Genomic DNA, 26904 nt, shown 5'->3' with positions numbered 1-26904 from the left:
TGAAATTCTTGCCTTTACCGGTTTCTATCTTAACTCTCAACTCTTAACTTGAGATACCCCGCCATCTCCTGCTGCAAAGCGCGGGCCTCGGTAGCTGCTTTCTGGGCGAAATCAGTACCGCTGGAGGCATACAGGATGCTGCGCGAAGCATTGACCAGCAGACCGCCCTGTTTATTTAATCCATAGCGTGACACGTCCGCTAGGCTGCCCCCCTGAGCACCTACGCCCGGAACCAGCAGAAAATGGTCTGGAATCAACGTCCGGATGTGGGCAAGCTGATCGGCCTGCGTAGCTCCCACTACATACATCATGCGGTCGGCCCCGGCCCAGGTTTGGGAGGTCCGGATTACTTTTTCGTATAATTTTTCGTCCTGAAGCGATAACTGTTGAAAATCAGCGCTCCCCCCGTTGGACGTTAACGCCAGCAGAATCACCCATTTATTTTCGAACTCCAGAAATGGCTCAACCGAATCCCGGCCCATATAGGGTGCCACCGTCACGGAATCAAAATCCAGGCCCGACGAAGCCGGATCGAAAAACGTCCGGGCGTACAAGGTCGACGTATTTCCAATATCTCCTCTTTTGGCGTCGGCAATCGTGAAGCAATCATCCGGAATATATTCCAACGTTCGTTGCAGGCTTTCCCAACCACGCGGCCCCTGCGCTTCGTAAAAAGCGATGTTCGGTTTGTAAGCAACCGCATACTCCGCCGTTGCTTCAATAATCTGCCGATTAAAGGCAGCTACTGGATCCGGCTCCCGCTGAAGATGAGCCGGAATTCGCCGAATATCAGTATCCAGACCGACGCATAAATAAGATTCTTTCGCTAAAATATTCGTATACAACTCGTTAGCCGTCATAGGATTGCTTAGAGGAGGTTGAAGGCCCGTAAAAAAGGTGAACCCCAAAATTACTGGAAGTAGACAGAGTTTCCTAAATTTGTCACCTGATGCCGGATAAACCGGCCTTTTATGCTCAATTCGTTTTTCATGCAGGTCATCAAAACGTCGATTGAAGGGTTGATCGAATTACGCCCCCAGACATTTAAAGACTCCCGTGGTAGTTTCCTGGAAACTTATAATCAACAAGTATTCAGCGACTTAGGACTACCTACTCATTTTGTTCAGGACAATCAGTCCTTTTCGGTAAAAGGCGTACTGCGCGGATTGCATTTTCAGAATGACCCTTACGCACAAGGCAAACTTGTCCGGGTCATTGTCGGGAAAGTCTTGGATATTGCTGTCGACCTGCGCGAAGGCTCGCCAACGTTTGGCCAATACGAGTCATTTCTTCTGGATGCCGAAAGCAGCAACATGGCTTACATTCCGGAAGGCTTTGCCCACGGTTTCGTTGCGCTGGAGGACAGCGTTTTTAGTTACAAATGCACCAACATTTACAACAAAGCCAGTGAGTCAGGTATCATCTGGAACGATCCTGATCTAAACATCGACTGGGGCATCAAAGACCCAATCGTGTCTGATAAAGACCAGCAACTCGTTCGTTTTCGCGAGCTATACCCCCAGTCAATTGCGTAAATCGTATCCTTTTTTAAGGCTGTATATTCTGTTTTCAGGCTGTATATTCCGTTTACTACATTAAAGCCCGAGCCGACCATTCTGGCACGATTCATGTCATTTAATTCATGACATCTGAGTACGTCATGCCAAAGTCCAGTCTGGCGGCTCGGCCCACGTAACTTCATCGGTATACAGCACAATGCCTTTCGGATTTCTGACCCGCACCAAAAAAGCGAAACCTGATGCAACACCAGCTTCGGTTGTTCGTGTCGACGTACATGCTCAATTGCTGCCCGGAAATCAGGACGGTACTGACTCGGTTGAGCACAGCATCAGCCTGCTTCGGGAGCTGGCCGCGCTGGGTTACCAGAAGGTTATTGCCACCCTCCATATCATGGATGGGTTCTACCATAATACCCACGACAGCATCTTTGCAGCCGCTACACTGCTGAAATATGAATTGAACAAATTAAAGATTAAGATTGACGTCGAAGTGGCCGCCGAGTACTTTGTAGACATTAATCTTTTGCGAATTTTATATTCTAACGCCGAGTTATTGACCTTTGGTCAAACGACCGATCGCTACCTGCTTTTTGATACCAGCCTGGTTAAACGCCCATTTGAACTCGACAAAGTTATTGCAGCTATTCAGCAACGGAATTTAATACCGGTAATGGCTCATCCCGAGCAATATCTCTACCTGCAAAAAAACCCGGAAGCGCTTAGAGAACTTCATTATCAAGGGGTTAAATTCCAATTGAATTTACTCTCCTTGTCAGGACAGCCTTCCCGGGAAGCGCGCAATCTTGCCGAATGGATGATCGACCAGCGCCTGGTTTCCTTTATTGGAACCGATATTTGCCACGAAACCCAGCTTTCAGCCATTCAGCAAGCCCGAAAAACTCCTTATTACCAAAAAGCCATCGATAGCGGCTTGTTAAATAACAGCTTGCTTTAGCCCTGCCCTTTCCCAGTTATTTATAATGCCTCGGAACATTCTCCTTCTCTCCTTGTACTGATTTATTGTACTTTTTATTGATTAACGCTTCCCTCAACCAGTACACTTACTTATTTTTGATCAGTTCGATTGCTGTTCTACAAGCGACCTATCAAGAGGATTGGCTTACTCATTGCTGACCAGGTATCTAATCCGGAAGCCGCTCTAAAACCGCTCCTACAGCCCCTCCATCGAGCATCTGTTAACGCCTGACGTAGCTTTATGACAAGCCCTATAAAGTCCATCATGTAACCGAAATGCCACACGTACACACTATAACGTTCCTTAATTTATAATCCGGAAACTAGCTTGTAACTGTTCATCAACAATAAGGTTACTAAAGCGATCTTGACTAATTTAAGTGGCTCATTTTAGGGACGAAACAACTCATAAGATGCTTCACTTTCTTAGTGCTTTTACGCTTTAAACGAATGCATAAATAAAAAAATAAAACACGCGATTTTGCCTATTTTTTTGTCTGATAATTAAACCAAAAAGGCTTGATGCTGATGGGATACTTACCTTGTAAAGCTAGCTGACCGCATTCTTTAGCGCATCTGCTCCCGGTATCGGTAATTTGTCGCCCAGTTCCATTCATTGACTTCCTTCTTAAAATCACTCGCCAACAATAATTCCTAAAGCAACACTTCCAATTAAAATTCTTCGTATTGCGTATAATACAGCTATTTAATTTGGATTATTTTATTATTTTTGAGATAACCGTACTATAAACTTGTAAATAACCTAATCATGAAAACCGTATCCTACGAGTCAATCAAGGCTGATCAGGCCTGGATTGCCGTAACGCAACTTCTGCAAAGCCGAAATAAACTTTTAGCAGAAGGGGTCTCGTTTCTGGAAAAACACCCCAAAGACTATGCTATGGCGGGGCGCCTGGTGATCATTCAGTATCATATACGGGCAACGGTTCGTCAGCTCATGGATGAAGCCTGCGCCGTCCCGAATGCTTCGCATCAGAAACAGCACGTCAAACGCCAGTGGTTGCTGGTACACCAGCTAAACTTTCTATTACGCCAGATTGACCACGAGTTGGATAACATGGGTGTAAACAGTCCCGGATTTCGCTCGTGGCTGCTTGCCAGACAAGGTGGATTTTCCTGCAAAGCCCCTTCAAGTTTGTTTTTAAATTGACTCTATACGTAAAAAAAGCCAGCTGACGTGTCAGCTGGCTTTTTTTACGCTCGTCTTTGAGCGGTTTATTTCGCACCCTGAGCTACTTTTTGGCTCAACGCATCGTCAGAAACGGTGCCGGATGTAATCAGAACCTGATACCGGAATGTTACCGATTTACCAGCAGGCAATACATAGTTCATGGCTTTATCTTTTCCTTCGCTCATGACGCTGGGTGCCAACGGATTTGCTGCGTATAAGCCATAGCCCCGTGAGTGCCAGTACGTAGGGTAGCCAACATTTTTGGGGTTATCGATGATCGCAACGGAAACATTTTCACCGTTGATTACGCCGGTTAGGTTCATCCACTTCGCGCGGGTTCCCCATACCTTCTCGCCTTCCGCTCCTTCGCTGCTCTTGTATTTCCCCGTCACACCGGTATTGTCCATTTGGGAAACTTTGGTAGCAACACCACTAGCGTCTGTAAACACTTCGGGCTTGTTTGACGGGTGTTCCAGTTGCCGCGCCAGCCGAATGGCCACCATCCCTTCTTTGTTGTCTTTGAAAGTAACGTCTTTATCCAAGGCCTTAAGCGTCGTTGTCCGGTCGATGGTACGTTCTTTGGCCGTTCCGCTGAAAACAAACGTTGTCGTTTCCTGCAGCATCGGTTTTCCGTCTTTGTCGAGCCAGTCAGCCGTTACGGTCAGTTCGCCTTTATCCTTACCACTTTTCATCGACTTAACTCCCGTGTGAACGATTGTCCCGAACGGCCCGCCGTGGCCTTTTACATCGTTGGAATTGTTCCAGAAGTCATGTCCATTGACATCGCCATAATTGAGCCACATGCCCACATGGTGCGGGTGATCAACGCGCTCGCCCGGTCGCGGGTCCATCGGCCAGCCGCGCGTAATAAAGTTGCCGCCCGCCGTCCGGATCGGGTAAAGAACCGGTTTTTTCAAGACATCCGGCCCCGGATAAATGTACGCCGTAAACGGTTTTCCATCAACCGTTACTTCGACCCGTTTCTGGGCTTCGTTGTTGGCCAGTTCTACGCGCTGCTTCTGGGCCATAGCGCTCGATGCAATCAGGAGAAGCAATAAACTTACTTTTTTCATCGTCGTATCAATGAAAACGCGGACCAAGTGGATTGAACAGATGGAAACGGATCATACAGAATGCCCCGATCCGTTCCCTCCGTTGAAACCGCCTAATCCGCGTTTCGCTTCAATTCAGTTAACGTTAAACCTTTACCATTTTACCGCCTGCCAGGATTTCCTGCTTGCCGCTATCGTACGTAACCCGCTCGCCCGTCTGGTAAGCAATGGTTGACATAATGCTGGCAACGGAGTGGTTGTATCCAGCTTTGGCGGGTGCATTGGGCTCTTTGCGGCTACGCACACACTCCATCCAGTTCCGCATGTGCCGCGATGTCATCGGATCAGCACCGGTATTGGCCGATGTCTCCTGCTTTTCGCCGGTTGTCGCCAACGTTTGATCAGCCAGCAGATTGGCCTTCATGCCCATTTCTTTCGCGGCTCTTTCCTGCAAACCGCCTTCTGAACTAATCTTATTGGTGTCCAGGTTGATCATCCCACCGTTTGAATAGTACAATTCTTTGGTACCGCCCGCTTCGTTGTTCATCCGCGAGCTATACAGCACCTGGAAGCCCTTGCTTTTGTCGTCGTCCGGGCCGTAATCGAATACGGCGGTGAATGTATCGGGGTTCACGCGACCATCTTTCCAAACGTAAATACCGCCGTTGGCCACCACGCTACGGGGGTGATCCAAGCCACTGAACCAGTGTACGGTATCAATCTGGTGCGACATCCACTGTCCCGGGATACCGGACGAATAGGGGTAGAACAAACGGAATTCCAAATACTTGCGTGGATCCCACTCCACCATCGGACGGTTCATCAAATACCGTTTCCAGTCGGTTTCTTCCTTCTTGATTTCGGAAACGAGTTTGGCCCGGCGCCAGCGGCCCGGCTGATTTACATTCCAGGTCATTTCCACCATGGTAATATCACCGAACTTGCCCGATTTGATGAATTCGTTCGCGGCCCAATAATTCGGTGTGCTCCGGCGCTGCGAACCAACCTGTACAATCTTCTTGCTTTTTTCGACGGCTTTCAGTGCCTTGCGGGCATCGTCCAGCGATTCGGCAAACGGTTTTTCCACGTAAACATCCCGGCCCGCTTCCACCGCTTCTGCGCAGTGCAGAGCGTGCTGGAAGTCCGCCGTACTGATGATGACTGCATCCACATCCTTGCGGTCGTACAGCTCTTCGTTGTTACGACACTTAACGAAATTGTTGCTAATCCAGCCGTTCTTTTTCAAATGCGCTTCGGCTTCATCGCGTCGGCGGCTCCAGATGTCGGAAACCGCTACAAATTCGAAATTGAGATCTTTGGAGTGCATGGCAAAACTAGGTGCCAAAGCGCCCCGAAAACGATCGGAAAAACCAACAACGCCAACCCGAACCCGGTCGGCAGAGCCCAGAATACGGGCATAACTGGCAGCAGAAAAGCTCATGCCCAGACCGGCCAGAGCAGATTTCTTTATAAAGTCGCGACGATTTTCCATACGGTATGTCGTTTAGTGGTTAAAAAGGTATACGTCTGATGGCTGACAAGAGACTATGACTGAAAGACTTATTTGCAAAAAGTCTACTATTCTGATTTACGGTTTTCGGTATACGGTGGCTGATGCCAATGAACCTACTCTGAAAACCACAAACCGACTACAACGGCCTGATTTTCATATTTCGGAACGAAACCTGATCGCCGTGATCCTGAAGCAGGATGTGCCCCCTGGGTGCTTCACCAAACCGTCCGTGCGAATTGTACGAAGCGGCACTGTATTTACTTTGCGCTACCAGCTTCCGAAATTCTTCGCTGCCCCGTTCGTACTCAACCACTTTTTTGCCGTTCAGCCAGTGCTCAACGTGCTTCCCTTTCGATACAACCCTGCCCTGATTCCACTGACCGATCGGATTGGCATTTTTGTCTTTGGCCGGAATTAGATCATACAGTGAACCGACGGTCCGGTTTCCATCGCGCCCTTTTTTAGCATCCGGGTGTTTGTCGTCATCCAGCACCTGGAACTCCAGGCCATACGCCGAACCCGCCGGTTTGGGCTGGTGTTCAACCACGAAGTACTTCAACCCGCTGTTGGCTCCTTCGGTGAGTTTAAAGTCGAAAACCAGATCAAAATCGCCATACTCGTTCTCCGTAACAATGTCACCGTAGTTTGTCGACTCCGACCCATCCGATTTGGTAATGGTCAGCAAACCGTCTTTCACCGACCAGCCTTTTTCGGGAAACTTATCCTTGTAAGCGCCCCGCCAGCCTTTCGATGTTTTCCCATCGAACAGCAGTTGCCAGCCTTCTTTCTTTTCCTTGGCAGTCAGGGTGTTGGGTGCCTGCGGTTTTTCGGCCGCAATCAGACCCACCAGCAAAGCCGCCGTCATCAGTAGTATTTTCATTTAATTAGGTGAATGAGGCATTGAGTGAATAAACAACACTCAATAACCGTTAAAGCGGAAAGTTTAGCGTTTTGGTAATGTACTCTTTGTTGATCTGCGCGCATTCCAAAGGTGTTTTGTTGGCATCAGGAACCCGATCAAGCTCAACAACGCCCCAGCCTTTGAACTTGATTTTGTCCAGAGCCGCAAAAACCGCCGGCACATCCACATTTCCCTGCCCTAACTCAACGAATTTGTACGCTTTCGGATTGTCGGGCTTTTCTGGTAGCGGACTTTTCGTATCCTTCAGGTGCAGCGAATGCAACACGTCTTTGTACTGCAAAACCGCCTTGGCCGGGTCGCCCCCACCCTGTTTATAGTGCGCAATATCCAGCAGCAGTTTCACGTATTTGGGGTTCATTTCCTGCACCAGCACATCCACTTCCTCCGGTGTTTCACCCCACTGATCCATATGGTTGTGATACGTTGCCTGCACACCCATATCAGCGGTTTGCTTGCCCACTTCGTTCATTACCTGTGCCAGTTTCTTCAGTTCTTCGGTGGTGGGTGCCTGGCCTTTTTTGCGCAGGCTATTGGTCATCTGAAAAGCCGATCCGCCCAACGCTTTGACAAAGCTGGCGTGAGCCACGTGAACATCAACCGTACTCTGAAATTTGGCCGGATCAATTTCCACGTTGCCGCTCGAGAACATGGCCAATTTCAGCCGGTGCTGATCCAGCAACGCCTTCAGTTCCGACGGTTTTGTTTTGTAAGGCGCGAAGGTATTGGCCCGCAGCTGAATTCCTTTGTAGCCCAGGGAGGAGAGTTCCCGGATAGCCTGTTCGTCTTTTCCACCCCAGGTAATACCGGAGTAGGCAATTTTCAGTCCCGATTTTTTAGTAATATCGGCCAGCAGATCGGTTTTGGTGGCCAGAAAAAGGGCCGATAAACCGGCTGTAGCCAGAAACTGGCGTCGATTAACAATATCCTGCATAATCCATTCGATTCTTGTAACGGGAAAAGTTAAAGAGAAAAAGTCGTTCGGAGAATCTACGTCAGGAAGCAACACCAATCCGGAATCTACTCAATGGCCTGCCAACAAATGAGCCCTGAACACGATCGGTCCAGGGCCCAGGCTTCTCTCGGGTTTCTAACCGCTCTTAGTATCCGGGATTTTGAGGATACTTCGCGGCACCACCCGCCGTGCGGTCGATCTGATCCTGCGGAATTGGACGCAGAACGTGGAAATCTTTAATGTTAGGAGCCCCATCAGGGTTATACGCTTTCACACGCGCTACCAGCACGCCCCAGCGCTTGAGATCGAACCAGCGGTGCATCTCGCCCGCCAGCTCCCGCTCACGCTCTTCCATGATAAAATCCATCGTTGCCTGCGCAGCCGTAATTTCCATCTCAGCCTGTTTTCCCGGCCAGGCAGCCCGCCGGCGAACCGCGTTGATGAACGGCACGGCGTCAGCAGCTTTACCCTGCTTGATCAAAGCCTCGGCCGCAATCAGGTACGTTTCGGCCAGGCGGAACATAATGAAGTCACGGCTACCGGGCTCGTAGGTCCGGTCCGGACGCAGCGGATCCAGAAACTTTTGCAACCCTGGGAACAGGTTCGGTCTGTAGAGACTAGGCACCAATACCTGATAGCGTCGTTTGGCTCTTTCCGCCAGCGGCATTTCGTAACCCGGAAGAAAAATGGCCGTATCGCCAGCCACAAACTTCAGTGAGGTTTTCGAATTGTCAAAAATTGGCGTCGTTTTGCTGGGGTTGTTTACATAATACGTGTCTTTGAACGACTTTTTATACCGCGAATCAATCGTGCGGTCTTTTTCGGCAAAAACCACATTTAGCATGTAATTGGTCGGCATAAACCGTCGGAACGGTCGTCCGTTCAACACATCGCGCTGCATTCCCGCCTGGTTGTCGTATTCCATCACGAAATACAAGTGCGTTTGGTTGCCATTGATTGTGACCGTATTGGTGGTTGTCGTGTTGTAACCCGAGCCAATATTGGTGATGGGTTCGGAGGTATACTGGGTTGAAAAAATAACCTCACTGTTAACCTCACCTCCACCCTGTGCAAAAACACTCGAAAAATCCGGCAGCAGGCTATACGTATAGTTTTTAATGACGTTTTGCGCGTACGTAGCCGCCTTGGCAAAATCATCGGCCGCTGCGGCATCTTTGTCCGTTGCTTTGGTCAAATAGACCTTCGAAAGCAGGTGTTCGGCAGCGCCCTTGGTAGCCCGGCCATAATCAGTGGTTGGCGTAGCCAGGTCGGTCAGTGAGCCTTCCAGATCCGAAATAATCTGCGCGTAAATGTCCTTTACCGGAGCACGGCTAAATTCTTTGGTGGGCGTCAGGTTGCCTTTGGTCAACAAGGACACCGGGCCAAACATCTGCACCAGAATGAAGTAATGATGCCCCCGCAAAAATTTCAGCTCTGCCACCCGGCGCTTTTTAATGGTTGCGTCCAGGCCAGCAATACCGTCGGCCGCATCGAGTGCCACATTGATGGTATTGATCGCCCCATAGAACGCGTTCCAGATGTTGTTCGTTGGGCCCAGACGGCCATCAATCTGCGAAGTATATTGATTCACAAATTTGAAACTACCATCCGCCCCCATCGTATACGTATCCGTTCCGAAAACACTCAGGGTCATGGCATCTTCCCGACCGTAATATTCCCGCAGTGAGGCATAGGCCGCCTTCACAACCGATTCAAAACCGTTGGGCGAATTGGCATATTGGCTACCAACCTGCGAAACTGGGACTTCGTTCAGCAAGTCTTTACAACTGGTGTTGCTGAGCAACAATGCCCCCGCAACAACTAATGTTTTATAAGATTTCATCGCATTCATCAATAATAGAGATTAAAATTTCAGGTTGAGGCCAAAAGTTGTTTGCCGTATCGCCGGAGACTGATTGGCGTTTACATCGCCATCGGTTTCGCTGTCAATTCCTTTATACTTCGTCCGGTACTCCGAGAAAATGAAAGGTTGTTGAACACTGGCAAATAAACGCAACGAGCTGATACGCAGCTTCTCCGTCAGTCTGGCCGGGACATTATACCCAAAATTGATGTTCCGGATTTTCACGAATGAACCGTCGAAGTACAGCAGGGTCGACCGGAAAGGCGGGAACTCCTGGTTTACGTTCGGCTGCGGGAATTCGTTGGTCGGGTTGTTGGCCGTCCAGTAATCAACATCCAGCGTATTGTAGCGACCAGCCAGCGTCAGGAAGTCCTGATGGAAAATACTGCGGAACATGTAGCCAACCCGCGCGAATACAAAGAAGGACAAATCGAAGCCTTTGTACTCAAAGCGGTTGGTGATACCGAGACTAAACTTCGGCACCTGCGACCCCAGGATAACCCGATCAGCTGGGTCGATTCGGCCATCTCCATTGGTATCCTGAATCTTGATCTGGCCTACTGTACTCTGGTACCGTTTGGCTTCATCAGCCTCGTTGGTCTGCCAGATACCGATTTTTTTGTAATCAAAGTAAGCCGTCAGCGGCTGACCGATAAACCGGGAATTGCCCACATCATCTACTTTACCATTAAACAGCTCCAGAATAGATTCCCGGTTGCGGGTAACCTGCAAATCAGTCGTCCAGCGGAATCCACTGGGGGCATCCATATTGACCGTCGATAGTGTCAACTCAATACCCTGGTTCCGCGTCTTACCCACGTTGCGCAACACCCGATCAAAACCACTCGTCAACGGCAGCTGATCAAACAGCAGCAGGTCGCGGGTGTCGGCCCGGTAGTATTCCAGTGCCCCGGTCAGGCGTCCCTGAAAGAAGCTGTAATCCAAGCCGATATTGCCGGTGGTGGTGGTTTCCCATTTCAAATCCGGGTTGCTAATGGTGAACGGTCGATACCCGAACGCACCCGTTGAGCCAAAGGCGTAAGTTGTACGGCCTAACTGAGCCTGGGTCTGGTACGGGTCAATGGCCGTACTACCAATGGTTCCGTAACTGGCCCGCAGTCTTAACAGATCAATCCAGGTCTGTCGCTTGATAAAGCCCTCTTTATCAATATTCCAGCCCACGGCGAACGAAGGAAAGAAACCGTATTTTGTATTCTCCCCGAAACGCGACGAACCGTCATAACGAGCCGTCAGTGTCATTTGATACCGCTCTTTGTAGTCGTAATTAATCCGAGCCATATAAGAGTTAAGCACCCACCGCCGAACGTTACTGCCCACGCTATTGATCAGTGAAGCCTGTCCTAAGTTATAAAACTGCTGGCTTTCGGCCGGTACCCCCGTTACATCAATCTGATTGGTTTCATAGTCGTCTTTTTGAACGGACTGCAACGCCGTAATATTGATGCTATGTGCATCTTTCAGGGTTTTGTTATAGGTCAAAATGTTTTCCAGCGTCCAGTTAAACTGGTATTCGTTGAACGAATAGGCCGTTGGATCAGCCCCCCGGCGGGCATTGGTCTGGCTACCGACAAACCGGCCAATTCGCCGATTGGCCAGGTCAGGGCCAAAATTCACGCGGTATTTCAACCCGTTCAGGATGTTCCACTCCCCATAGATACTGTTGAAAAGCCGAATGCGCTTGGTGAGATCGACTTGCGCACCGGGAATGATCTCCGCAATGGGGTTTGTCCGTAAACCGTCGGAGGTGGGCAGAAAGATCAGCTTGCCGTTGTCGTCATACGGTTTTCCGAGGGGGTTTTCCGCATAAGCTCCACCCAGCGGGTTAAAATTTTCGCCATTACGCGTACTATATACGCCTAGTGTCGAAGTCCCGATTTTAATTTTGGGGGAGATCTGATGATCGAGGTTGATGCGAAACGTGTAACGCGTAAAATCCTGATTTTTGACAACGCCCACGTCCTTGAAAAAGTTACCTGAAATGGCAAACTGCGTTTTTTCACTTCCGCCCTGAACACCAACCTGGTGGCTTTGGATATTTCCCTGCCGCATCAGATACGACTGGTAATCGGTGCTCCGGTTGTTAGCGATACCGTCCATTTCAATCGGCTCAAAAAGCTTATCGTCCGTGGTATACTGATTAACCGCCCGACGCGATTCCCGTTTGTATTCCGCAAACTCCGCTCCGTTGAAAACATCGATCTGTCCAAGCCGATCCGAAAGACCGTAGTAGCCGTCGTAACTAACCACCGTCTTACCCGGTTTACCGCGTTTTGTGGTAATCAAAACGACCCCGTTCGATCCCCGCGAGCCATAAATAGCTGTAGCTGAGGCATCTTTCAAGACCTCCATCGACTGAATATCGTTGGGGTTGATATCATCAATGTTGCCCGCCAGCGGAATACCGTCCACTACGTAAAGCGGATCATTGGAGGCATTGATGGAACGACGCCCCCGAATCCGGACAACCGGTCCCGTACCCGGTTTACTACTGCTCTGCACAACGTCAACCCCCGCAGCCCGGCCCTGAAGCGCCTGCCGGGCGTTGGTAATGGGTAATTCAGCAATCTCTTTGGAGCCTACGGATGAAATTGCCCCCGTCACCTGACTTTTCTTTTGTACCCCGTATCCAACAACCACTACTTCGTTCAGGGTGCGCTGGTCAACGGCCAGTTTCAACGAAATGTTTGATTGATTCCCCACGGTAACTTCCTGGGTCATAAAGCCCACGGATGAAAACACCAGCACGGAAGTATTGTTGGGAACGGCAATCCGGAATTTCCCTTCCGCATCGGTGGTTGTTCCGCGCGTTGAGCCTTTCACCGCGATGTTTACCCCGGGCAAGGGCGTGTTGTCTTCGGCGGTTAGAACCTGCCCGTCGACGGTCCGCTCCTGAACGGCGGGTGATTCGATGACGAACGAACGGGAGGCACCAAACCCACCGGTCGGATTTGTGGCCGCGAGGGCTTGTGGGCTACCAGCCAGAAGGCTGGCCAGCCCACAAGCACCCAAACTGATGACCAGCGTCGATCGGCTAGACCACGGAAAATGAGCATTGGTAATTCTGCATTTCATACATGTAGAGATTGGTTGTTTATATGTTAATTAATAGAGATTACAAAGTACGGTATACTAGTTACTTGGGGATTAACTAATGGGGGATTGCTGCATGCTGGTGTAGGTATGATTGAATGAGGTTTTTTGCTGCACGGTGATGGGAGCCGGGATTTCTACGGATTCGCCGGGTTTCATTTCGATGACCTGAGGTCTATCATTGATCATAAGTTTTATTTTTCCGGCTGAAAGCACAACCCGGGTGCCTTTCTTTCGTTCCGACACATTGAATCGCGTTCCCTGCACCTCCACCGTCAACGCGCTGGTGTGCACCCGGAATTTGCTGGCGTCACCGGAACCCGGCCGTTCGGAAACCGTAAAGAAGGCTTCTCCTTCCAGCCAGACGGCACGCGGCACTTCTTCCGACCAGACGCGGGCGTACCGAATCTGACTATTGCCGGTTAGTTTCACCAACGTTCCGTCGGGCAGCTTCACGGTTTTGTCCACGCCCACCGATGTTCGAACGGTTTCCATCGCGTGTGACCACTGCATCCAAAGGACCCAGCCAATGAACAGCACAATCCCGGCAACGGCACTCACCCAGCGAAAGATGTACCAGTTGGTTACCCAGCTCTGGATGTCGGGCTGCAACGGTTGCAGCTCCGGCATTTCCTGAATGGATGACCGAATACGCCCCCACAACGAAATCACTTCCTCGCCTTCCATGGCCCGCGAAGACGGGTTGGAAGCCAGCTGCACCAGCTCGCGGGCTAGTTCAACCTCTTCCGCTTTGTATGGATGGTGAGTCAGCCAACCCGCCCAATAAGCCGCAACTTCGGCGTCATCGGGATGTTGAACCCACCGAATGAACAACTCATCAGCGGCTAACTCCTCGGCAGTATAGGCGGAGAAGTGCTTCATTTAGTATTTTTTGGAGATAAAGTTTACTATACTGTAAAAGAAGCGCCGGTAAGCGTTCTACTTACCGGAATCTGAATTTTGCCAAGAAGACTTTTTTACCTCTCTATTTTAGGACGTTTCCAGTATGGTAAGGCCAAATCGTAGCGCCCAGAAACGCTTTTCAAATTTTTACTTAAGTATTTTTTCAGAAACCGAGAAAGAATTTAACCAACTGAAATGTGGTTAGCTGTGAAGAATTACGGGAGCGAATACGAGCAATCCGGAGCGGGGTCTACAAGGTTCATAACTACCACATAGCCAACCCGTTGAAACCCTGAAATTTTTGAACAAGGGCCGTAATCGGCTTTCGTAGCTACGCCAACACCCAGCAGCCCTTCGTTATTCATGGCCCCCCGGTTGTTGTGGAATCCCTGCCCGCCCGACGCATCTTTATCCTGAATCAGCAGCGTTTCGCGGTGCCCCCATTTCACGACAGCATCCTGGTACAACCAGGAAAAAATTGCCTGTTCGGTAAGAAACGCTGGCAGGTCCAGTACAGGCTTATCACTTGAGTAGTAGCAAAACATGTAAATATTTTCAGCCCGCGCCATGAATTCGTAGCATTTGTCACTAAAAACCGCCTGCGCATTGATCCGTTGCAAAGCCGTCCGTCCGTCGTGGCTGGTATGTCCGAAGAAATGATGGTTGACCATATCCGCTGCGTGTCCCTGCGCTACACTGTTCAGGTGAGTTTCCAGTGCTTCGAGCGGCAAACCCAAGGCTTTCCCGGTGCCGTAATCAACGCCGGAACGGGCCGTACGCTCCTGATTGACAAGCCACAACGCCCGTTCAGCTGGTGAGTGCTGTTTGTAATTTTCCGGTAATGTCAATGTGCCGAGACGGTTGGCGGGGAGCTTCATCTGCTTTTCTTCCTGACGCCGGGCGTAATTAAAGGCCGCTACAACTTGTTCGGCTTTATCAAAAACCGGAAACCCGTTCGGTGCACTCGTGTAGGTGGGGTCTTTCGGTAATTTAATATCGGCGTTTAGGTTTTTCGGCGCCTGGCCCCGGGCAAAACAGGAAGTTACAAGCAGAAGAAAGATAAGTTGACGCATCAAATAGCTCGAAATCAACAAGTATAAACTTTTAACAATCTCTGCCAACTAGCCACAATTGTTACTATGAATTTTTAGGCTAGAGCATGATCGATTTAAATCTGCAGGACAATTAACCAATAAAACTTCTTATCCAGCGAATTGACCCCAGAAAAAGAACATACCTAACTTGATCAAGTACCAGTCTCCTCAAATGGTAAACCATTCCTCAACGGCTCACCAGAAGACGTAGCATTTTTAGCACCTGTCCTTTTGAATCTGTTACTTTCCCCCAATACATTCCAGAGGGCAATGAATGAACGGGTACAATACGCTTTACTCCCCCTTCACTTAGTATCCGGACTGGTAATTCAACGCCTGTTGCGCTGAAAAGTTTTACATGGATCGGTTGATTGTCTGAAACGGCCAGGAAAAACCGACCGTCCATACTGGGATTTGGGTATACATATAAATCCCTATCAGCCGACTCCATATTCACGGCGACTATTTTTGATAATTCGGTTTGACCATTTGCATCGATTTGTTGTAACCGATAATAATAGGTTCGCCCTGGAACAACAGCTTCATCCGTCCATCCATAGGTCTTTGTTTCGGAATCGTTTCCCTCACTCAACACATAGCCAACTTTTTCGAATGACAAGGCATCATAGCTTTTCAAAATACTGAATCCCATACTGTTCCGCTCCCAACTGGTAGCCCAGCCTAATACGGCTCTTCCCTGCCGGGATGCACCCGTAAAATAAAGAAGCTGGACAGGTAATGCATCAGTAGTAGTATACACACAGTTAGCATCCGCTGTTGGATCTGCAATGTTCATTACTACAACATGTCCGGCAAAACCCGGACATGTCGCATTATAAGCACCGATGGGTGTCGAAGCAATACCAATTCCCAGAAAACCTTCAGTAGAAGCGCTTCCATGGTCGTTCACATACCCACGACGTGTGTTGGGAGGAGGAGCTAAATAGATGTCATCGTTTTGAATCAGAATGGCTTTTCGATGTCCCCACGATGAACCGGCATCACGATAAAGCCAGCTGAATAAGGCCTGCTCAACCAAAAAAGTAGGAGTTGCCTCAGTGGAAGTACAAGCAACGTAAAGATTCTCCGAGTAGCCCATTGGTCTCTGGCAAGCAGCCGAATAGGTGTTGTTGACTCGATCAAACGAAGATGACCCACCGGAGCCGGTATGAGAAAAGGTATTGTTGGCAACCAGGTAATTAGCATGGCCCTGCGCGGTCTGGTCCAGGGCCCCTTCAAGCCCTTCCAGAGGCAATCCGAGTACCGCAGTCGTTCCGGGATACACTATTCCTGCTCGGGCGATTCGCTCCTGATTAATAATAAAAAGGGCTCGGTCATCTGGCGAATACGTGGCGTAGTTAGCCGGCAATAGTAAATTCCCGAGGCTATTGGCTGGCAACCCTAATTGAACCTCTTCAGCTCGACGCCCGGCATTGAAAGCCGCAACCAATTGGGATGTGGTTGAGAATGATGCTAATGGAGCAAAATTCGTTTGGGCTGGAGCAGATAAAGCGACATCGGCTGTCAGGTTAGTAGGTGATTGTGAATAAACTGCTGCCGATATTATGCAACAGTACAGAATCAATCCAATTGTTTTTAAGGAAAGGTAAATCTTCCTCATCGGCAGGCCAGGTTAAGTTAAACCCATAGAGCAAACAGGTTTACGTTATGACGCTTACGCTATAATTTGGTAACCTAATGCGCCAAAAAACTTTCTGTCTTCTGTCACTTGCCTGCCTTTTCCTGTCCGTGCATGCGTCCATACACACACTAACAATCTCTAAATTTTTTACAATTATTTAAAAAACAAGTGCTACTTTACAGAAAGACTATTCCAGCCCCTTACGTTATGAATACGCTGCGCTCTGACTTCCGGAAAGGACAGACGTTACTTGATTATTTTTACTATTGGGAGCGTCAACAACCCAATAAGGTCTATCTGCGCCAACCGCAGGGCAACCAATACCGAAACTTTACCTGGCGCGAAGTTGGAAAACAGGCCCGCACGCTGGCCACCTACCTTAATTCGCTCGGCTTACCGCCCAAAAGCAACATTGGTCTTTTGTCAAAAAACTGCGCGCACTGGATTATTGCCGACCTGGCGATCCTGCTCAGTGGTCACGTATCGGTACCGTTTTACCCAACCCTGACTGCCAGCCAGCTCCAGCAAATCCTCGACCACAGCCAATGCCCGGTTTTGTTTGTGGGAAAACTCGACCAATGGCCGGCGATGAAAGCCGGAATACCGCCCCAAATCCACTGCATTGATTTTCCGCCCCAACCCGCGTCATCGGTTGCACCCGACGCCAACCACGCCCAGTGGAATGACATTCTGGCCCACTACGCCCCCATAACAGACAACCCGCAGCCGCATTCGGAGGATTTGTTTACCATCATCTATACGTCAGGAACTACGGGAAATCCGAAAGGCGTCATGATGCCATACAAAGCCATGATCAGTGCCATCGATGCTACCAAACCGTTCATGGAGGTTGAGGTGCCCAATCCGCGTTTTTTTTCGTATCTGCCGCTTTGCCACGTCGCCGAACGTAACCTCGTGGAAGCGCTCAGCCTGATTACGGGCGGAACCGTTTATTTCGTTGAGTCGATGGCTACGTTTGCCCAAAACCTGGCGACGGCGCAGCCCACTCATTTTTTGGGGGTGCCCCGAATCTGGTTGAAATTTCAACAACAGCTCTTCGCCCGGATTTCACCCTCCAGGCTTGAACGGCTGCTACGGATTCCGCTGGTGGCCGATCTGGTAAAACGGCAAATCCGACGATCGCTCGGGTTGAACAACGCCCGGTTGATTCTGACCGGGGCAGCCCCAACGCCCGTGTCCCTCGTTCGCTGGTTTCGACAGCTGGGAATTACCATTCAGGAAGCTTACGGAATGACGGAAAACCTGGGCGTGGTCTCGCTGATGCCTAGCGACTTTATTCAGGATGGCACCGTCGGAAAACCGTATCCCGGCATTCGCCTGAAGTTTGACGCAGTAACCGGCGAGTTATTAACCCATTCCGACTGGACAATGCGGGGGTATTTTCGGGAACCCGACCTGACAGCAGCCACCCTGGACACCGACGGCTGGCTCCATACCGGCGACGTGGGACAGCTGGACGAAGACGGTTTTCTAACGATCACGGGCCGGGTCAAAGAAATTTACAAAACAACCAAAGGTGAATTCGTATCGCCCGCGCAGATTGAAACCCGACTGTCCGAAAACACCTATGTTGAGCAAATTTGCGTGGCCGTGCAGGAATTACCCCAACCCATTGCCCTGATTGTATTGTCCGAAACAGGCCTGCAAGCCGATAAAAATGAAGTTGCGCAAAGTTTGGAGCATACTTTGAACACCCTGAATCCGGATTTACACACGTATCAGCGGGTCAAAAAAGCCGTTATCGTCAAAGAACCGTGGACCGTTGCCAACAACATGATGACACCGTCGCTAAAAATTAAACGGAAAATTATTGAATCCCGCTACCGATCCCATCTGTCTCCCTGGCTGGAACGGGATGAAACGGTGATCTGGGAAAAATAAGCGTAGGTAGGCTGCATGTAGACCATCGATTATTCCAATAAAACCGTAAAGGGAGGATTTAAATCCTCCCTTTACGGTTTTATTGACAAAGTGGACGAGAATTAGCGGGTTAAAGCGGAATAACCCAACGGATTAGTTCCGCGCCAGAACCACACGACTAACTTGCGTTTGAATAGTAAAAGACTGAGAAACACGCTCTTTGCCGTACGATACCTCGATCACGTACCGGCCATCGGCCAGTTGTGACAGGTCAAATACGCGACCAGCGTGGTCTTTTTTGCTCAGCGAGCCATTATACAGACGGGTGTTAGAATCATCCGCAATCGAAACGATTACTTTATCATCTACCGGCTGATTGACAGATACTTTAAATTTCAGGTTACCAACTTCGCGGATTGATACCGGAGTGGCTTTCGTTTCTGCTTTCGGGCCATCCAGCACACGAGCATTTGCAGAAGGAGCTACGGCCAGCAGTGAAGTAGCGGCCAAAAAGGCTAAACCTATTTTTACGTTATTGACGAAATTCGTTTTCATATTCTTTCTTAAGGTTGTATTCAGACTCGTTATAGTACAATAAACAAAATGCTTACCCTACCAAACTCTTGTCGACTGCTTTGTTGATACAAATTTATACATCCTTGAATACAAGTCAATTATCAAATTGTTAATTGTCAAAAAGTTGTTTATAATTTCAAGGTTAAACTTACCAAAATACAATAGTTTACGGTTGATTGCTACTAATACTTTAAAAAGTGAAATGCTATTTTTATGGGATAAATACCACGTTATATAAAATAGTACAATTCAATCCCCTTGGAATGAAAAAAGTCCGGGACCAGCTCGGCCCGGACTTTCTTTGTTTTGCGGATTTAGCCTCAAAAATTGACTTGAATAGCTAAATCTCAGACTAATTTCGAGGATTCTGAATGAGAAAATGAGGGTGTTTTAAGAGAATCGTAGCATTAACTTAGAAAATTACCACAATTTATCAGGGTAGCTTCCTGCATCGTGCAGACGTTTCAGCGAAGCCTGAACCAACGGTTTATCTTCGGGGTATGTTACACCAAACCATTCTGACCGACTCCGGAATACCTTGCATTTTCCCTGATTGTTCTCAATCAGATTGGTCATGATGGTTGGAATATAAAACTCCGCTTTCGGGGCTTTGTAATTAGCGCGGGCATACAGCTCAAATTGCTCCTTAACCATTGGAAAAACCTCCGGTTTGAACCCCCAGAAGTTCATGGAAACCGGCGTTTCGGGCGCTAGCGGATTTAACCCGTCGGCTTCTTCGAACACAATTTGTCCCGCGTCCTCTCCTTCAGTGAGTCGGTAAATTTTGGTCCGCTCAATGACTGATTCCAGGGTTTCATCTGGGTTCAGTTCACAAACCCCCCGCGATACCGAACCGTGATCTGACAACGTATTCTGAATTTCGTACCCTACCAGCGCGTGCAGATCGGCGTTGGTATCGCTCACCAGAAAGTTGGCTAGTATCTCAAACGCTTCCTGTCCGTAAAAATCATCGGCGTTGATGATGGCAAAAGGCGTATCGGTTTGCTCCCAGGCACAAAGCATGGCATGTCCCGTTCCCCAGGGTTTGGTCCGCTGGATTGGGCCCAATTCCTCCGGCACGTAAGAATCGAGGGCCTGAATGGCAAAATCGACCTCCAGTTTTCCCGCTAGTTTGGGCAGGAAAGTCTCTTCAAAATCTTTTCGCAGTTCTTCGCGAATGATAAAAACGACTTTGCCAAAGCCGGCCCTTATGGCATCATATAACGAATAATCGATGATTGTCTCGCCGTTTGGACCAAATTGATCCAGTTGTTTGATTCCACCGTAGCGGCTGCCAATACCGGCGGCCAGAATGAGGAGCGTGGGTTGCATCAGGTTATTTCGGTTGAAAATTCAAATAATAGAAGGCGTAAGCGCGGGCAAAAATAAGGAAATGATGATTGGTCTTTAGCAGACTAAGGATTAAATGACTTTTACGGCCCAAAATTCCATAAAATCAATTTATAAGAAAATTTATTCATGAAATTGTTCAATATAAGAGAGAAGATTCGTTATAATTATGTGCAAAGCAATAATTAGTATAACAATAATTAAATTCTTACTGCCACCATGCCATTCTATCATACCCTAGGCCATATACCACCGAAACGGCACACCCAGTTCGAGAAACCGCCGGGTAACGGTGGCAAGTCAAACTTGTATTACGAGCAACTGTTTGGTACGATCGGTTTTGAAGGAATGTCATCGCTGCTGTACCACATCCACCGGCCAACGATGGTAAAAACCGTGCTGGAGACAGTGGATGCAACTCCCACAGTTGCCGTGGAAAAAAACATTCTTTCGCGTAAACTACTGGGATTTCAGCTGGTGCCTTCGTCCGGCGATTTGCTCGAAAGCCGCATTCCACTCCTGGTCAATAAAGATATCATCGTGGGCCTGGCCGCTCCGACACAATCCACCACGGATTCTTTTTACAAAAACGCCGATGCCGACGAGTTGCTGTTTATCCACCGCGGTTCCGGGCGTTTGCGGACTTTGGTAGGAACCATACCGTTTGAATATGGCGACTACCTGATTATTCCGCGCGGCATGATTTACCAGATTGAGTTTGACCCGGAAACACAGCCCCGGTTACTCTATGTAGAATCGCATTCACCAATTTATACACCCAAACGGTATCGTAACCAGTTTGGTCAATTGCTCGAACATTCGCCGTTTTGCGAACGGGATATTAAACGTCCGCAAGACCTGGAAACCCACGACGAAGCCGGCGATTTTCTGATCAAAATCAAGAAGCAGGGCGCCTTGCATTCGCTGGTATATGCCACTCATCCGTTTGACGTGGTGGGCTGGGACGGCTACAATTTTCCGTACGGTTTTTCAATTTTTAATTTCGAACCCATTACGGGCCGGGTCCACCAGCCACCCCCGGTTCATCAGACCTTCCAGACCGATGCCTTTGTGGTCTGCTCGTTCTGTCCGCGGTTATATGATTACCACCCAAAAGCCATTCCGGCCCCGTATAATCACTCCAACATAGACTCTGATGAAGTGATTTATTACGTGGATGGCGACTTCATGAGCCGAAACGACATTGCCCCGGGCCACATTACACTGCATCCGGGCGGGATTCCGCACGGTCCGCATCCCGGAGCCATGGAACGCAGCATCGGAAAAAAGGAGACGCAGGAATACGCCGTGATGATTGATACGTTTCGACCGCTCATGCTGACCGAAGCGGCCCTGCAAATCGATGACGGCCACTATTATAAATCCTGGATTGAATAAATCATCAGCAACTATGGAGACATTCGCAGCAACCCGAACACAATCGATTATCCATTCAGACACCGACTTTTTGCCACTCAACGGCACGGATTATATCGAACTGTACGTCGCCAACGCCCTGCAATCGGCGCATTATTTTCAGACCGCCTTCGGTTTTCAGCCACTTGCCCACGCGGGCCTGGAAACGGGCTGGCGCGACCGCGAATCCTACGTGGTGGTGCAGGGGAAAATCCGGCTCGTGCTAACTTCGCCCCTGCACGGCGGCACCGACATTGGCAAGCACATCGACAAACACGGCGATGGCGTGCGGGTGGTAGCTCTTTGGGTCGATGATGCCACGAAAGCGTACGAGGAAACCACCCTCCGGGGGGCCAAACCGTTCCTGGCCCCTATGCGCGAAGAAGACTCCAACGGTTTTGTGGTTCGGTCGGGTATTCATACCTACGGCGATACCGTTCATATTTTTGTCGAACGAAGCCAGTATACCGGCATTTTCCTACCTGGTTATCAAGCCTGGGAACCCGAACACCGCCCGGACGAAGTCGGCCTGCACTACGTCGATCATATGGTTGGCAATGTTGGCTGGAACGAGATGAACACCTGGGTAAACTTCTACGCCAACGTCATGGGCTTCCGGCAGTTGGTTTCCTTCGACGACAAAGACATTTCCACCGATTATACGGCCCTGATGAGCAAGGTAATGAGTAACGGCAACGGGCGCATCAAATTTCCGATCAATGAACCGGCGGAAGGAAAAAAGAAATCGCAGGTGGAAGAGTATCTCGATTTTTACGGCGGACCCGGTATTCAGCACATTGCCGTAGCTACCGACGATATTGTAAAAACCGTGGCGGATCTGCGCAACCGCAACGTGGAGTTTCTGAAGGTTCCGGATTCGTATTATGACGATCTGCTCGACCGCGTGGGGCAGATCGACGAGGAGATCAACGCCCTGCGTTCGCTGGGCATCCTAGTCGACCGCGATGACGAAGGCTACCTGCTCCAGATTTTCACCAAACCCATTGGACCGCGACCAACCCTGTTTTTTGAAATCATTCAGCGAAAAGGAGCCAAATCGTTCGGAAAAGGAAATTTCAAAGCCCTCTTCGAAGCCATCGAACACGAGCAGGAGTTACGCGGAACACTTTAACCAACTGTAAATGAGTGAAACGCACTGTTCAAAGTTGCATTCTGCGGAGCAATTCACTCGTTTATTCTTTCACCTCTTGAACCATGCTCCAGACCTATCACACTTACACCTCCGACGACCAGGCCGTCTGGCGGTTACTGTTTGAGCGCCAGATGAAACAACTGCCGGGAAAGGCCAGCCAGGAATACCTTGCCGGTATTGACAAAGTTGGTTTTGTGGCGGATCGGATTCCGGATTTTGAGCGCGACCTGAATCCGCGGTTGCAGCGGCTTACGCACTGGCGGGTGTCGGCAGTACCGGGCCTGATTTCCAACCGGGATTTTTTTGAACTGATGGCCAACCGCAATTTTCCGGCTACGACCTGGCTGCGGAAGCGCCAACAGCTGGATTATTTGCAGGAACCGGACATGTTTCATGATACGTTCGGGCACGTGCCGATGCTGTCGAATCAGGCATTTTGCGATTTTCTGGCGGCTTTAAGCCGCATAGCCCTGGCGCACGTCGATCACCCGGAAGCCATCGAAATGATCTCGCGGCTTTACTGGTACACCGTCGAATTCGGACTGATTCAGGAACCGCAGGGCCTCCGGATTTACGGGGGCGGTATTCTGTCGTCGCCGGGCGAGACCATCTACAGCCTGTCAAGCCAGCTTCCCGAACGGATTCCGTACAATGTTGAAAAGTTGTTGCAAACGCCGTATGTAATCGACCATTACCAGAACCGATACTTCGTTATTGATTCGTACGAGCAGTTGTACCATTCCATTCCAGAAATTGAAGAAAAGTTGGAGGAATTGTTAGTCACCTAGTTTGGACTACTTTTGTGGTTGAATTTTTGTCATGTTATTCCGTAAATATGATGAACAAACCGTTAACCGCTAACTGACGCATGACGCACCCCTCCGATCACCGGGCTTATTTTTTTAAGATAGACACCACCATCAAAAAAATTCGGAATGTGCTCCAGAAGCAGTTCAACGAAGCCGGTTTTGATCTGACGGTTGACCAATGGGTGCTCATCGACCACCTGCACCGCAACCCCGGCATCAGTCAGAATAGGCTCTCGGAACTAACCACCAAGGATGCGCCAACGGTTACCCGGATGATTGATCTGCTCTGCAAAAAAGGCCTGACTGAACGACGTTTGGCCGAAGACGACCGCCGAAAATTCCTGGTTTTTCTCACGCCCGAAGGTCAGTATAAATACGAGGACGTACTGCCCTGCGTAGTGGACATCCGGCGAAAAGGCTGGGGCGACCTGAGTGAAGAAGACTATCAGCATTTTGTCCGCATCATGGACTCGATTTACCAAAATTTTAACGAGTAAGACGCAAAACAGGGAGCCAAACGACACACTGCTCTCCGATGTCTTGTCTTCCCGTGTAGCTTATTCCTTCTCCGAGCATGACCCTTCCCTACGGCATATTCAGCACCGAAAGCTCCGGCCCGCGCGTAGGCGTTTGGCTGGGTGAATCGATTCTCGATCTGGCGATGGTCGGTCGGCTCGGTTTTCTGGATGACCTGGACGTCGATCAGGCGGTTTTTTCAAAACCCGTGCTGAATGATTTTATGGAAGAGGGACAACCTGTCTGGCAAGCCGTTCGTCAGCGATTGCTAACCGTAGTAACGGACCCCACAAAACCGCTTGAAGAATTTGCCGAGCTGGTTTTCTGCCCCCTTTCGGAAGCGACTCTGCACCTGCCCATCCGCATCGGTGATTACACGGATTTTTATGCCAGCGAAGAACACGCCAGCAACGTAGGTCGGATGTTTCGACCACAGGCCGATCCGTTGTTGCCCAACTGGAAGCACTTGCCGGTGGCTTACCACGGCCGATCGTCTTCCATTGTGGTGTCCGACACACCCATTCATCGGCCCCACGGACAGTACCTCGGCCCCGACCAGCAACCTATCTTTGGCCCTTCCCAGGCACTTGATTTTGAACTGGAGCTGGGCATCGTGATCGGAAAATCGTCGAAACGGGGCGAAGCCATTCCGATCCGGGAGGCCGAATCACACGTATTCGGTCTGGTGTTGTTCAACGACTGGTCGGCGCGGGATATTCAACGCTGGGAATACCAGCCCCTTGGCCCATTTCTGGGCAAAAACTTTGCTTCGTCCATTTCACCCTGGGTTGTTCCCATCGACGCCCTCGAGCCCTTTCGGGTGGATGGCCCGCAGCAAATCCCAACGCCCCTGCCTTATCTGCAACCGACCGGCCAATCTCATTATGATATTACGCTGGAAGTAATTCTACAACCCGCCGGTAGCCCCACTGAAACCGTCGTAAGTCGCACCAATACCCGGTTTTTGTACTGGAGCATTGCCCAACTAATTGCGCACCACACCAGCAACGGCTGCAACCTGAATGTGGGCGATTTGCTGGCCACCGGCACTATCTCCGGCCCCACACCCGATAGCTGTGGTTCTTTGCTCGAATTAAGCTGGAATGGCACCCGGCCCGTTGCATTACCCAACGGTTTTTCCCGAACGTTCCTCCAGGATGGCGATACGCTGACACTCCGCGGCTGGACCGGAAATGGACAAATTCGTTTCGGCGAAGTTCGGGGAACCATTCAAGGCTAATCACCAAAAAGTTCTTCTTGATCAGATTCGAATACCAAAAAATCACTTTTGGGCTCATTCGGTCGTGTCTGCCATTTCCTTATTGCCGTTTAGCGCTTGGGGAAATAATTTTATTGTATTTTTCCGCGACAAATTTTACCTTTCCCCAAACTAAACCCGCATATGATCAAAACCGTAGAAACTTTTTTAGCCGACTACAAACCGGAGGTTCGTGAGCTTGCCCTCAAAGTCAGAGCGTTAGTCCAGCAAATATTTCCGGAAGCTCACGAATCTGTCCGTACCGGTTACAAAACCATTACGTACGGCATCGGTCCCCGCATGTCGGACGAAATCTGTTACATTGCCCCGCTCTCCTCGAGTGTCAATCTCGGTTTTCATTACGGAACTCAGTTGCCGGACCCCAACGGTTTGCTGAAAGGAACAGGCAAGCTTCTGCGGCACATCAAGTTCGAAGCCGTTGAAGAAGTAGGTACGCCCGGCATTGCCGAACTGCTGGAGATTGCCAAAAACCACGGCACGTTTTAACCGATTTCCGATAAACGCAAAAAAGGAAACTGAGTAGCTCAGTTTCCTTTTTTGATCTATTTTAATGCCTTATTTATTGACACCCATCCGAGCGCGGTAAGCGGCCATGGGTTCCAGATCCATCTGTTTGCGACGTTGCTCCAGATTCGCTTCGTCTTCAATAGGGTACACATCTTTTTTACCCTGGTTGTTGATATGAATCTGGGTGCCGTAAATCTGCTTCTCTTTTTTCTGAACCTTTACCTGATCGGTCAGAAACGCCACGCCTGCTTTGTCCAGCTCGCCCTTCTGAGCAGCCTCGGTCACCATGGGCAGGTATTTTTCGTGGATGGCCCGGTCGGTGCTGTGCTGAATAATCAGAAAAGCTACCTGATCCAGCGGTTGGCCAACCATGCTTTTTCCCGGATACCCTCCTACCTGTTCGATGATTTTTTCCACTTCGACCAGGTGCTCTTTATCCATGTCTTTGATTTTCTGGCGGGCATCCTGCGATTCTTTCGCTCCCCAGCCATACTGGCGTTCAACAGCATCATAGGCCGCCCGTTCTTTCTGATCCTTTTCGTAAAGCTGCGTTAGTCGCTTACGAACATCAGCCAGGTTAGCGGTACTTTTCGTTGCCTGTGCCCATCCACTTACGCTAATCAGGCACAATAGCAGCAAAGAAAGAAACTTCGTTTTCATGATTGTAAATCAGTAGC

General features: G+C 49.6%; 23 protein-coding genes. 10 read left to right on the top strand and 13 right to left on the bottom strand.

The window, feature by feature from the left end:
- Nucleotides 1-29: 29 nt before the first annotated feature.
- On the bottom strand, nucleotides 30-860 hold the full coding sequence (gene pyrF / locus ACYVH9_RS06655) for an orotidine-5'-phosphate decarboxylase (RefSeq protein ID WP_460635515.1): 831 nt from the start codon (nucleotides 858-860) through the stop codon (nucleotides 30-32).
- Nucleotides 861-989: 129 nt separating this feature from the next.
- Between pyrF and rfbC the strand changes: the two genes are divergently transcribed.
- The 3 genes from rfbC to ACYVH9_RS06640 all read left to right on the top strand — a co-directional run bounded on the left by rfbC (nucleotide 990) and on the right by ACYVH9_RS06640 (nucleotide 3666).
- Nucleotides 990-1535: a dTDP-4-dehydrorhamnose 3,5-epimerase gene (gene rfbC / locus ACYVH9_RS06650; protein ID WP_460636454.1), complete on the top strand. Its 546-nt coding sequence runs from the start codon at nucleotides 990-992 to the stop codon at nucleotides 1533-1535.
- A gap of 181 nt (nucleotides 1536-1716) precedes the next feature.
- Nucleotides 1717-2475 carry a tyrosine-protein phosphatase gene (locus tag ACYVH9_RS06645; protein ID WP_460635514.1) on the top strand — a complete coding sequence of 253 codons (759 nt, stop codon included), beginning with the start codon at nucleotides 1717-1719 and terminating at the stop codon, nucleotides 2473-2475.
- Nucleotides 2476-3264: 789 nt separating this feature from the next.
- Nucleotides 3265-3666 carry a hypothetical protein gene (locus tag ACYVH9_RS06640; protein ID WP_460635513.1) on the top strand — a complete coding sequence of 134 codons (402 nt, stop codon included), beginning with the start codon at nucleotides 3265-3267 and terminating at the stop codon, nucleotides 3664-3666.
- Nucleotides 3667-3731: 65 nt separating this feature from the next.
- On the opposite strand, the gene ACYVH9_RS06635 is transcribed toward ACYVH9_RS06640, so the two are convergent.
- The 9 genes from ACYVH9_RS06635 to ACYVH9_RS06595 form a co-directional block, all read right to left on the bottom strand.
- The gene (locus ACYVH9_RS06635) at nucleotides 3732-4760 is read right to left on the bottom strand and encodes a DUF6807 domain-containing protein (protein ID WP_460635512.1); all 1029 of its coding nucleotides are present in this window, start codon (nucleotides 4758-4760) and stop codon (nucleotides 3732-3734) included.
- Between the two features lie 124 nt (nucleotides 4761-4884).
- Complete coding sequence (locus tag ACYVH9_RS06630; RefSeq protein WP_460635511.1) at nucleotides 4885-6231, bottom strand: Gfo/Idh/MocA family protein; 1347 nt, start codon at nucleotides 6229-6231, stop codon at nucleotides 4885-4887.
- A gap of 157 nt (nucleotides 6232-6388) precedes the next feature.
- On the bottom strand, nucleotides 6389-7132 hold the full coding sequence (locus ACYVH9_RS06625; protein ID WP_460635510.1) for a 3-keto-disaccharide hydrolase: 744 nt from the start codon (nucleotides 7130-7132) through the stop codon (nucleotides 6389-6391).
- A gap of 49 nt (nucleotides 7133-7181) precedes the next feature.
- Nucleotides 7182-8105 carry a sugar phosphate isomerase/epimerase family protein gene (locus ACYVH9_RS06620; protein WP_460635509.1) on the bottom strand — a complete coding sequence of 308 codons (924 nt, stop codon included), beginning with the start codon at nucleotides 8103-8105 and terminating at the stop codon, nucleotides 7182-7184.
- Between the two features lie 166 nt (nucleotides 8106-8271).
- Nucleotides 8272-9978: a RagB/SusD family nutrient uptake outer membrane protein gene (locus ACYVH9_RS06615; RefSeq protein WP_460635508.1), complete on the bottom strand. Its 1707-nt coding sequence runs from the start codon at nucleotides 9976-9978 to the stop codon at nucleotides 8272-8274.
- Between the two features lie 12 nt (nucleotides 9979-9990).
- On the bottom strand, nucleotides 9991-13083 hold the full coding sequence (locus ACYVH9_RS06610; protein WP_460635507.1) for a SusC/RagA family TonB-linked outer membrane protein: 3093 nt from the start codon (nucleotides 13081-13083) through the stop codon (nucleotides 9991-9993).
- A gap of 72 nt (nucleotides 13084-13155) precedes the next feature.
- Entirely contained in the window at nucleotides 13156-13983 is an 828-nt protein-coding gene (locus ACYVH9_RS06605) for a FecR family protein (RefSeq protein WP_460635506.1), read from the bottom strand.
- Nucleotides 13984-14219: 236 nt separating this feature from the next.
- A complete protein-coding gene (locus ACYVH9_RS06600; protein ID WP_460635505.1) occupies nucleotides 14220-15077 on the bottom strand; it encodes a CAP domain-containing protein in 858 nt (285 codons plus the stop codon).
- 208 nt (nucleotides 15078-15285) lie between these two features.
- Complete coding sequence (locus tag ACYVH9_RS06595) at nucleotides 15286-16719, bottom strand: T9SS type A sorting domain-containing protein (protein ID WP_460635504.1); 1434 nt, start codon at nucleotides 16717-16719, stop codon at nucleotides 15286-15288.
- 228 nt (nucleotides 16720-16947) lie between these two features.
- On the opposite strand from ACYVH9_RS06595, the gene ACYVH9_RS06590 reads away from it, so the two are divergent.
- Nucleotides 16948-18642 carry an AMP-binding protein gene (locus ACYVH9_RS06590; protein ID WP_460635503.1) on the top strand — a complete coding sequence of 565 codons (1695 nt, stop codon included), beginning with the start codon at nucleotides 16948-16950 and terminating at the stop codon, nucleotides 18640-18642.
- A gap of 132 nt (nucleotides 18643-18774) precedes the next feature.
- Here the strand turns inward: ACYVH9_RS06590 and ACYVH9_RS06585 are convergent, their stop codons facing one another.
- Nucleotides 18775-19176 carry a hypothetical protein gene (locus ACYVH9_RS06585; protein ID WP_460635502.1) on the bottom strand — a complete coding sequence of 134 codons (402 nt, stop codon included), beginning with the start codon at nucleotides 19174-19176 and terminating at the stop codon, nucleotides 18775-18777.
- A 441-nt stretch (nucleotides 19177-19617) separates the two neighbouring features.
- A complete protein-coding gene (locus tag ACYVH9_RS06580; RefSeq protein ID WP_460635501.1) occupies nucleotides 19618-20529 on the bottom strand; it encodes a nucleotidyltransferase family protein in 912 nt (303 codons plus the stop codon).
- 237 nt (nucleotides 20530-20766) lie between these two features.
- Between ACYVH9_RS06580 and ACYVH9_RS06575 the strand changes: the two genes are divergently transcribed.
- The 6 genes from ACYVH9_RS06575 to ACYVH9_RS06550 all read left to right on the top strand — a co-directional run bounded on the left by ACYVH9_RS06575 (nucleotide 20767) and on the right by ACYVH9_RS06550 (nucleotide 26206).
- On the top strand, nucleotides 20767-21945 hold the full coding sequence (locus tag ACYVH9_RS06575; protein ID WP_460635500.1) for a homogentisate 1,2-dioxygenase: 1179 nt from the start codon (nucleotides 20767-20769) through the stop codon (nucleotides 21943-21945).
- A 13-nt stretch (nucleotides 21946-21958) separates the two neighbouring features.
- Entirely contained in the window at nucleotides 21959-23095 is a 1137-nt protein-coding gene (hppD, locus tag ACYVH9_RS06570) for a 4-hydroxyphenylpyruvate dioxygenase (RefSeq protein ID WP_460635499.1), read from the top strand.
- An 83-nt stretch (nucleotides 23096-23178) separates the two neighbouring features.
- A complete protein-coding gene (phhA, locus tag ACYVH9_RS06565; RefSeq protein WP_460635498.1) occupies nucleotides 23179-23904 on the top strand; it encodes a phenylalanine 4-monooxygenase in 726 nt (241 codons plus the stop codon).
- 80 nt (nucleotides 23905-23984) lie between these two features.
- Entirely contained in the window at nucleotides 23985-24422 is a 438-nt protein-coding gene (locus ACYVH9_RS06560) for a MarR family winged helix-turn-helix transcriptional regulator (protein ID WP_460635497.1), read from the top strand.
- A gap of 77 nt (nucleotides 24423-24499) precedes the next feature.
- Nucleotides 24500-25681, top strand: coding sequence for a fumarylacetoacetase (gene fahA, locus ACYVH9_RS06555; protein ID WP_460635496.1), 1182 nt, complete (start codon nucleotides 24500-24502; stop codon nucleotides 25679-25681).
- 162 nt (nucleotides 25682-25843) lie between these two features.
- Nucleotides 25844-26206, top strand: a complete 363-nt coding sequence (locus tag ACYVH9_RS06550; protein WP_460635495.1) for a DUF1801 domain-containing protein — start codon at nucleotides 25844-25846, stop codon at nucleotides 26204-26206.
- 69 nt (nucleotides 26207-26275) lie between these two features.
- Here ACYVH9_RS06550 and ACYVH9_RS06545 read toward each other — a convergent pair whose 3' ends face one another.
- A complete protein-coding gene (locus tag ACYVH9_RS06545) occupies nucleotides 26276-26887 on the bottom strand; it encodes a DUF6624 domain-containing protein (protein ID WP_460635494.1) in 612 nt (203 codons plus the stop codon).
- Between the last annotated feature and the right edge of the window lie 17 nt (nucleotides 26888-26904).

The organism is Larkinella harenae, from assembly GCF_054780515.1.
Note: the sequence above shows the minus strand (reverse complement) of the source record. Positions and strands in the feature narration are given on the sequence as shown.

Bases quoted from the DNA above. Each gene is read 5' to 3' on its own strand.
- ACYVH9_RS06580 (WP_460635501.1), bottom strand. From the start codon at position 20,529: ATGCAACCCACGCTCCTCATTCTGGCCGCCGGTATTGGCAGCCGCTAC.
- rfbC (WP_460636454.1), top strand. From the start codon at position 990: ATGCAGGTCATCAAAACGTCGATTGAAGGGTTGATCGAATTACGCCCC.
- ACYVH9_RS06575 (WP_460635500.1), top strand. From the start codon at position 20,767: ATGCCATTCTATCATACCCTAGGCCATATACCACCGAAACGGCACACC.
- ACYVH9_RS06610 (WP_460635507.1), bottom strand. From the start codon at position 13,083: ATGAAATGCAGAATTACCAATGCTCATTTTCCGTGGTCTAGCCGATCG.
- ACYVH9_RS06640 (WP_460635513.1), top strand. From the start codon at position 3,265: ATGAAAACCGTATCCTACGAGTCAATCAAGGCTGATCAGGCCTGGATT.
- pyrF (WP_460635515.1), bottom strand. From the start codon at position 860: ATGACGGCTAACGAGTTGTATACGAATATTTTAGCGAAAGAATCTTAT.
- ACYVH9_RS06590 (WP_460635503.1), top strand. From the start codon at position 16,948: ATGAATACGCTGCGCTCTGACTTCCGGAAAGGACAGACGTTACTTGAT.
- ACYVH9_RS06585 (WP_460635502.1), bottom strand. From the start codon at position 19,176: ATGAAAACGAATTTCGTCAATAACGTAAAAATAGGTTTAGCCTTTTTG.
- ACYVH9_RS06615 (WP_460635508.1), bottom strand. From the start codon at position 9,978: ATGAATGCGATGAAATCTTATAAAACATTAGTTGTTGCGGGGGCATTG.
- ACYVH9_RS06630 (WP_460635511.1), bottom strand. From the start codon at position 6,231: ATGGAAAATCGTCGCGACTTTATAAAGAAATCTGCTCTGGCCGGTCTG.
- ACYVH9_RS06545 (WP_460635494.1), bottom strand. From the start codon at position 26,887: ATGAAAACGAAGTTTCTTTCTTTGCTGCTATTGTGCCTGATTAGCGTA.
- ACYVH9_RS06600 (WP_460635505.1), bottom strand. From the start codon at position 15,077: ATGCGTCAACTTATCTTTCTTCTGCTTGTAACTTCCTGTTTTGCCCGG.
- ACYVH9_RS06550 (WP_460635495.1), top strand. From the start codon at position 25,844: ATGATCAAAACCGTAGAAACTTTTTTAGCCGACTACAAACCGGAGGTT.
- ACYVH9_RS06645 (WP_460635514.1), top strand. From the start codon at position 1,717: ATGCCTTTCGGATTTCTGACCCGCACCAAAAAAGCGAAACCTGATGCA.
- ACYVH9_RS06625 (WP_460635510.1), bottom strand. From the start codon at position 7,132: ATGAAAATACTACTGATGACGGCGGCTTTGCTGGTGGGTCTGATTGCG.
- ACYVH9_RS06635 (WP_460635512.1), bottom strand. From the start codon at position 4,760: ATGAAAAAAGTAAGTTTATTGCTTCTCCTGATTGCATCGAGCGCTATG.
- ACYVH9_RS06620 (WP_460635509.1), bottom strand. From the start codon at position 8,105: ATGCAGGATATTGTTAATCGACGCCAGTTTCTGGCTACAGCCGGTTTA.
- fahA (WP_460635496.1), top strand. From the start codon at position 24,500: ATGACCCTTCCCTACGGCATATTCAGCACCGAAAGCTCCGGCCCGCGC.
- phhA (WP_460635498.1), top strand. From the start codon at position 23,179: ATGCTCCAGACCTATCACACTTACACCTCCGACGACCAGGCCGTCTGG.
- ACYVH9_RS06595 (WP_460635504.1), bottom strand. From the start codon at position 16,719: ATGAGGAAGATTTACCTTTCCTTAAAAACAATTGGATTGATTCTGTAC.
- hppD (WP_460635499.1), top strand. From the start codon at position 21,959: ATGGAGACATTCGCAGCAACCCGAACACAATCGATTATCCATTCAGAC.
- ACYVH9_RS06560 (WP_460635497.1), top strand. From the start codon at position 23,985: ATGACGCACCCCTCCGATCACCGGGCTTATTTTTTTAAGATAGACACC.
- ACYVH9_RS06605 (WP_460635506.1), bottom strand. From the start codon at position 13,983: ATGAAGCACTTCTCCGCCTATACTGCCGAGGAGTTAGCCGCTGATGAG.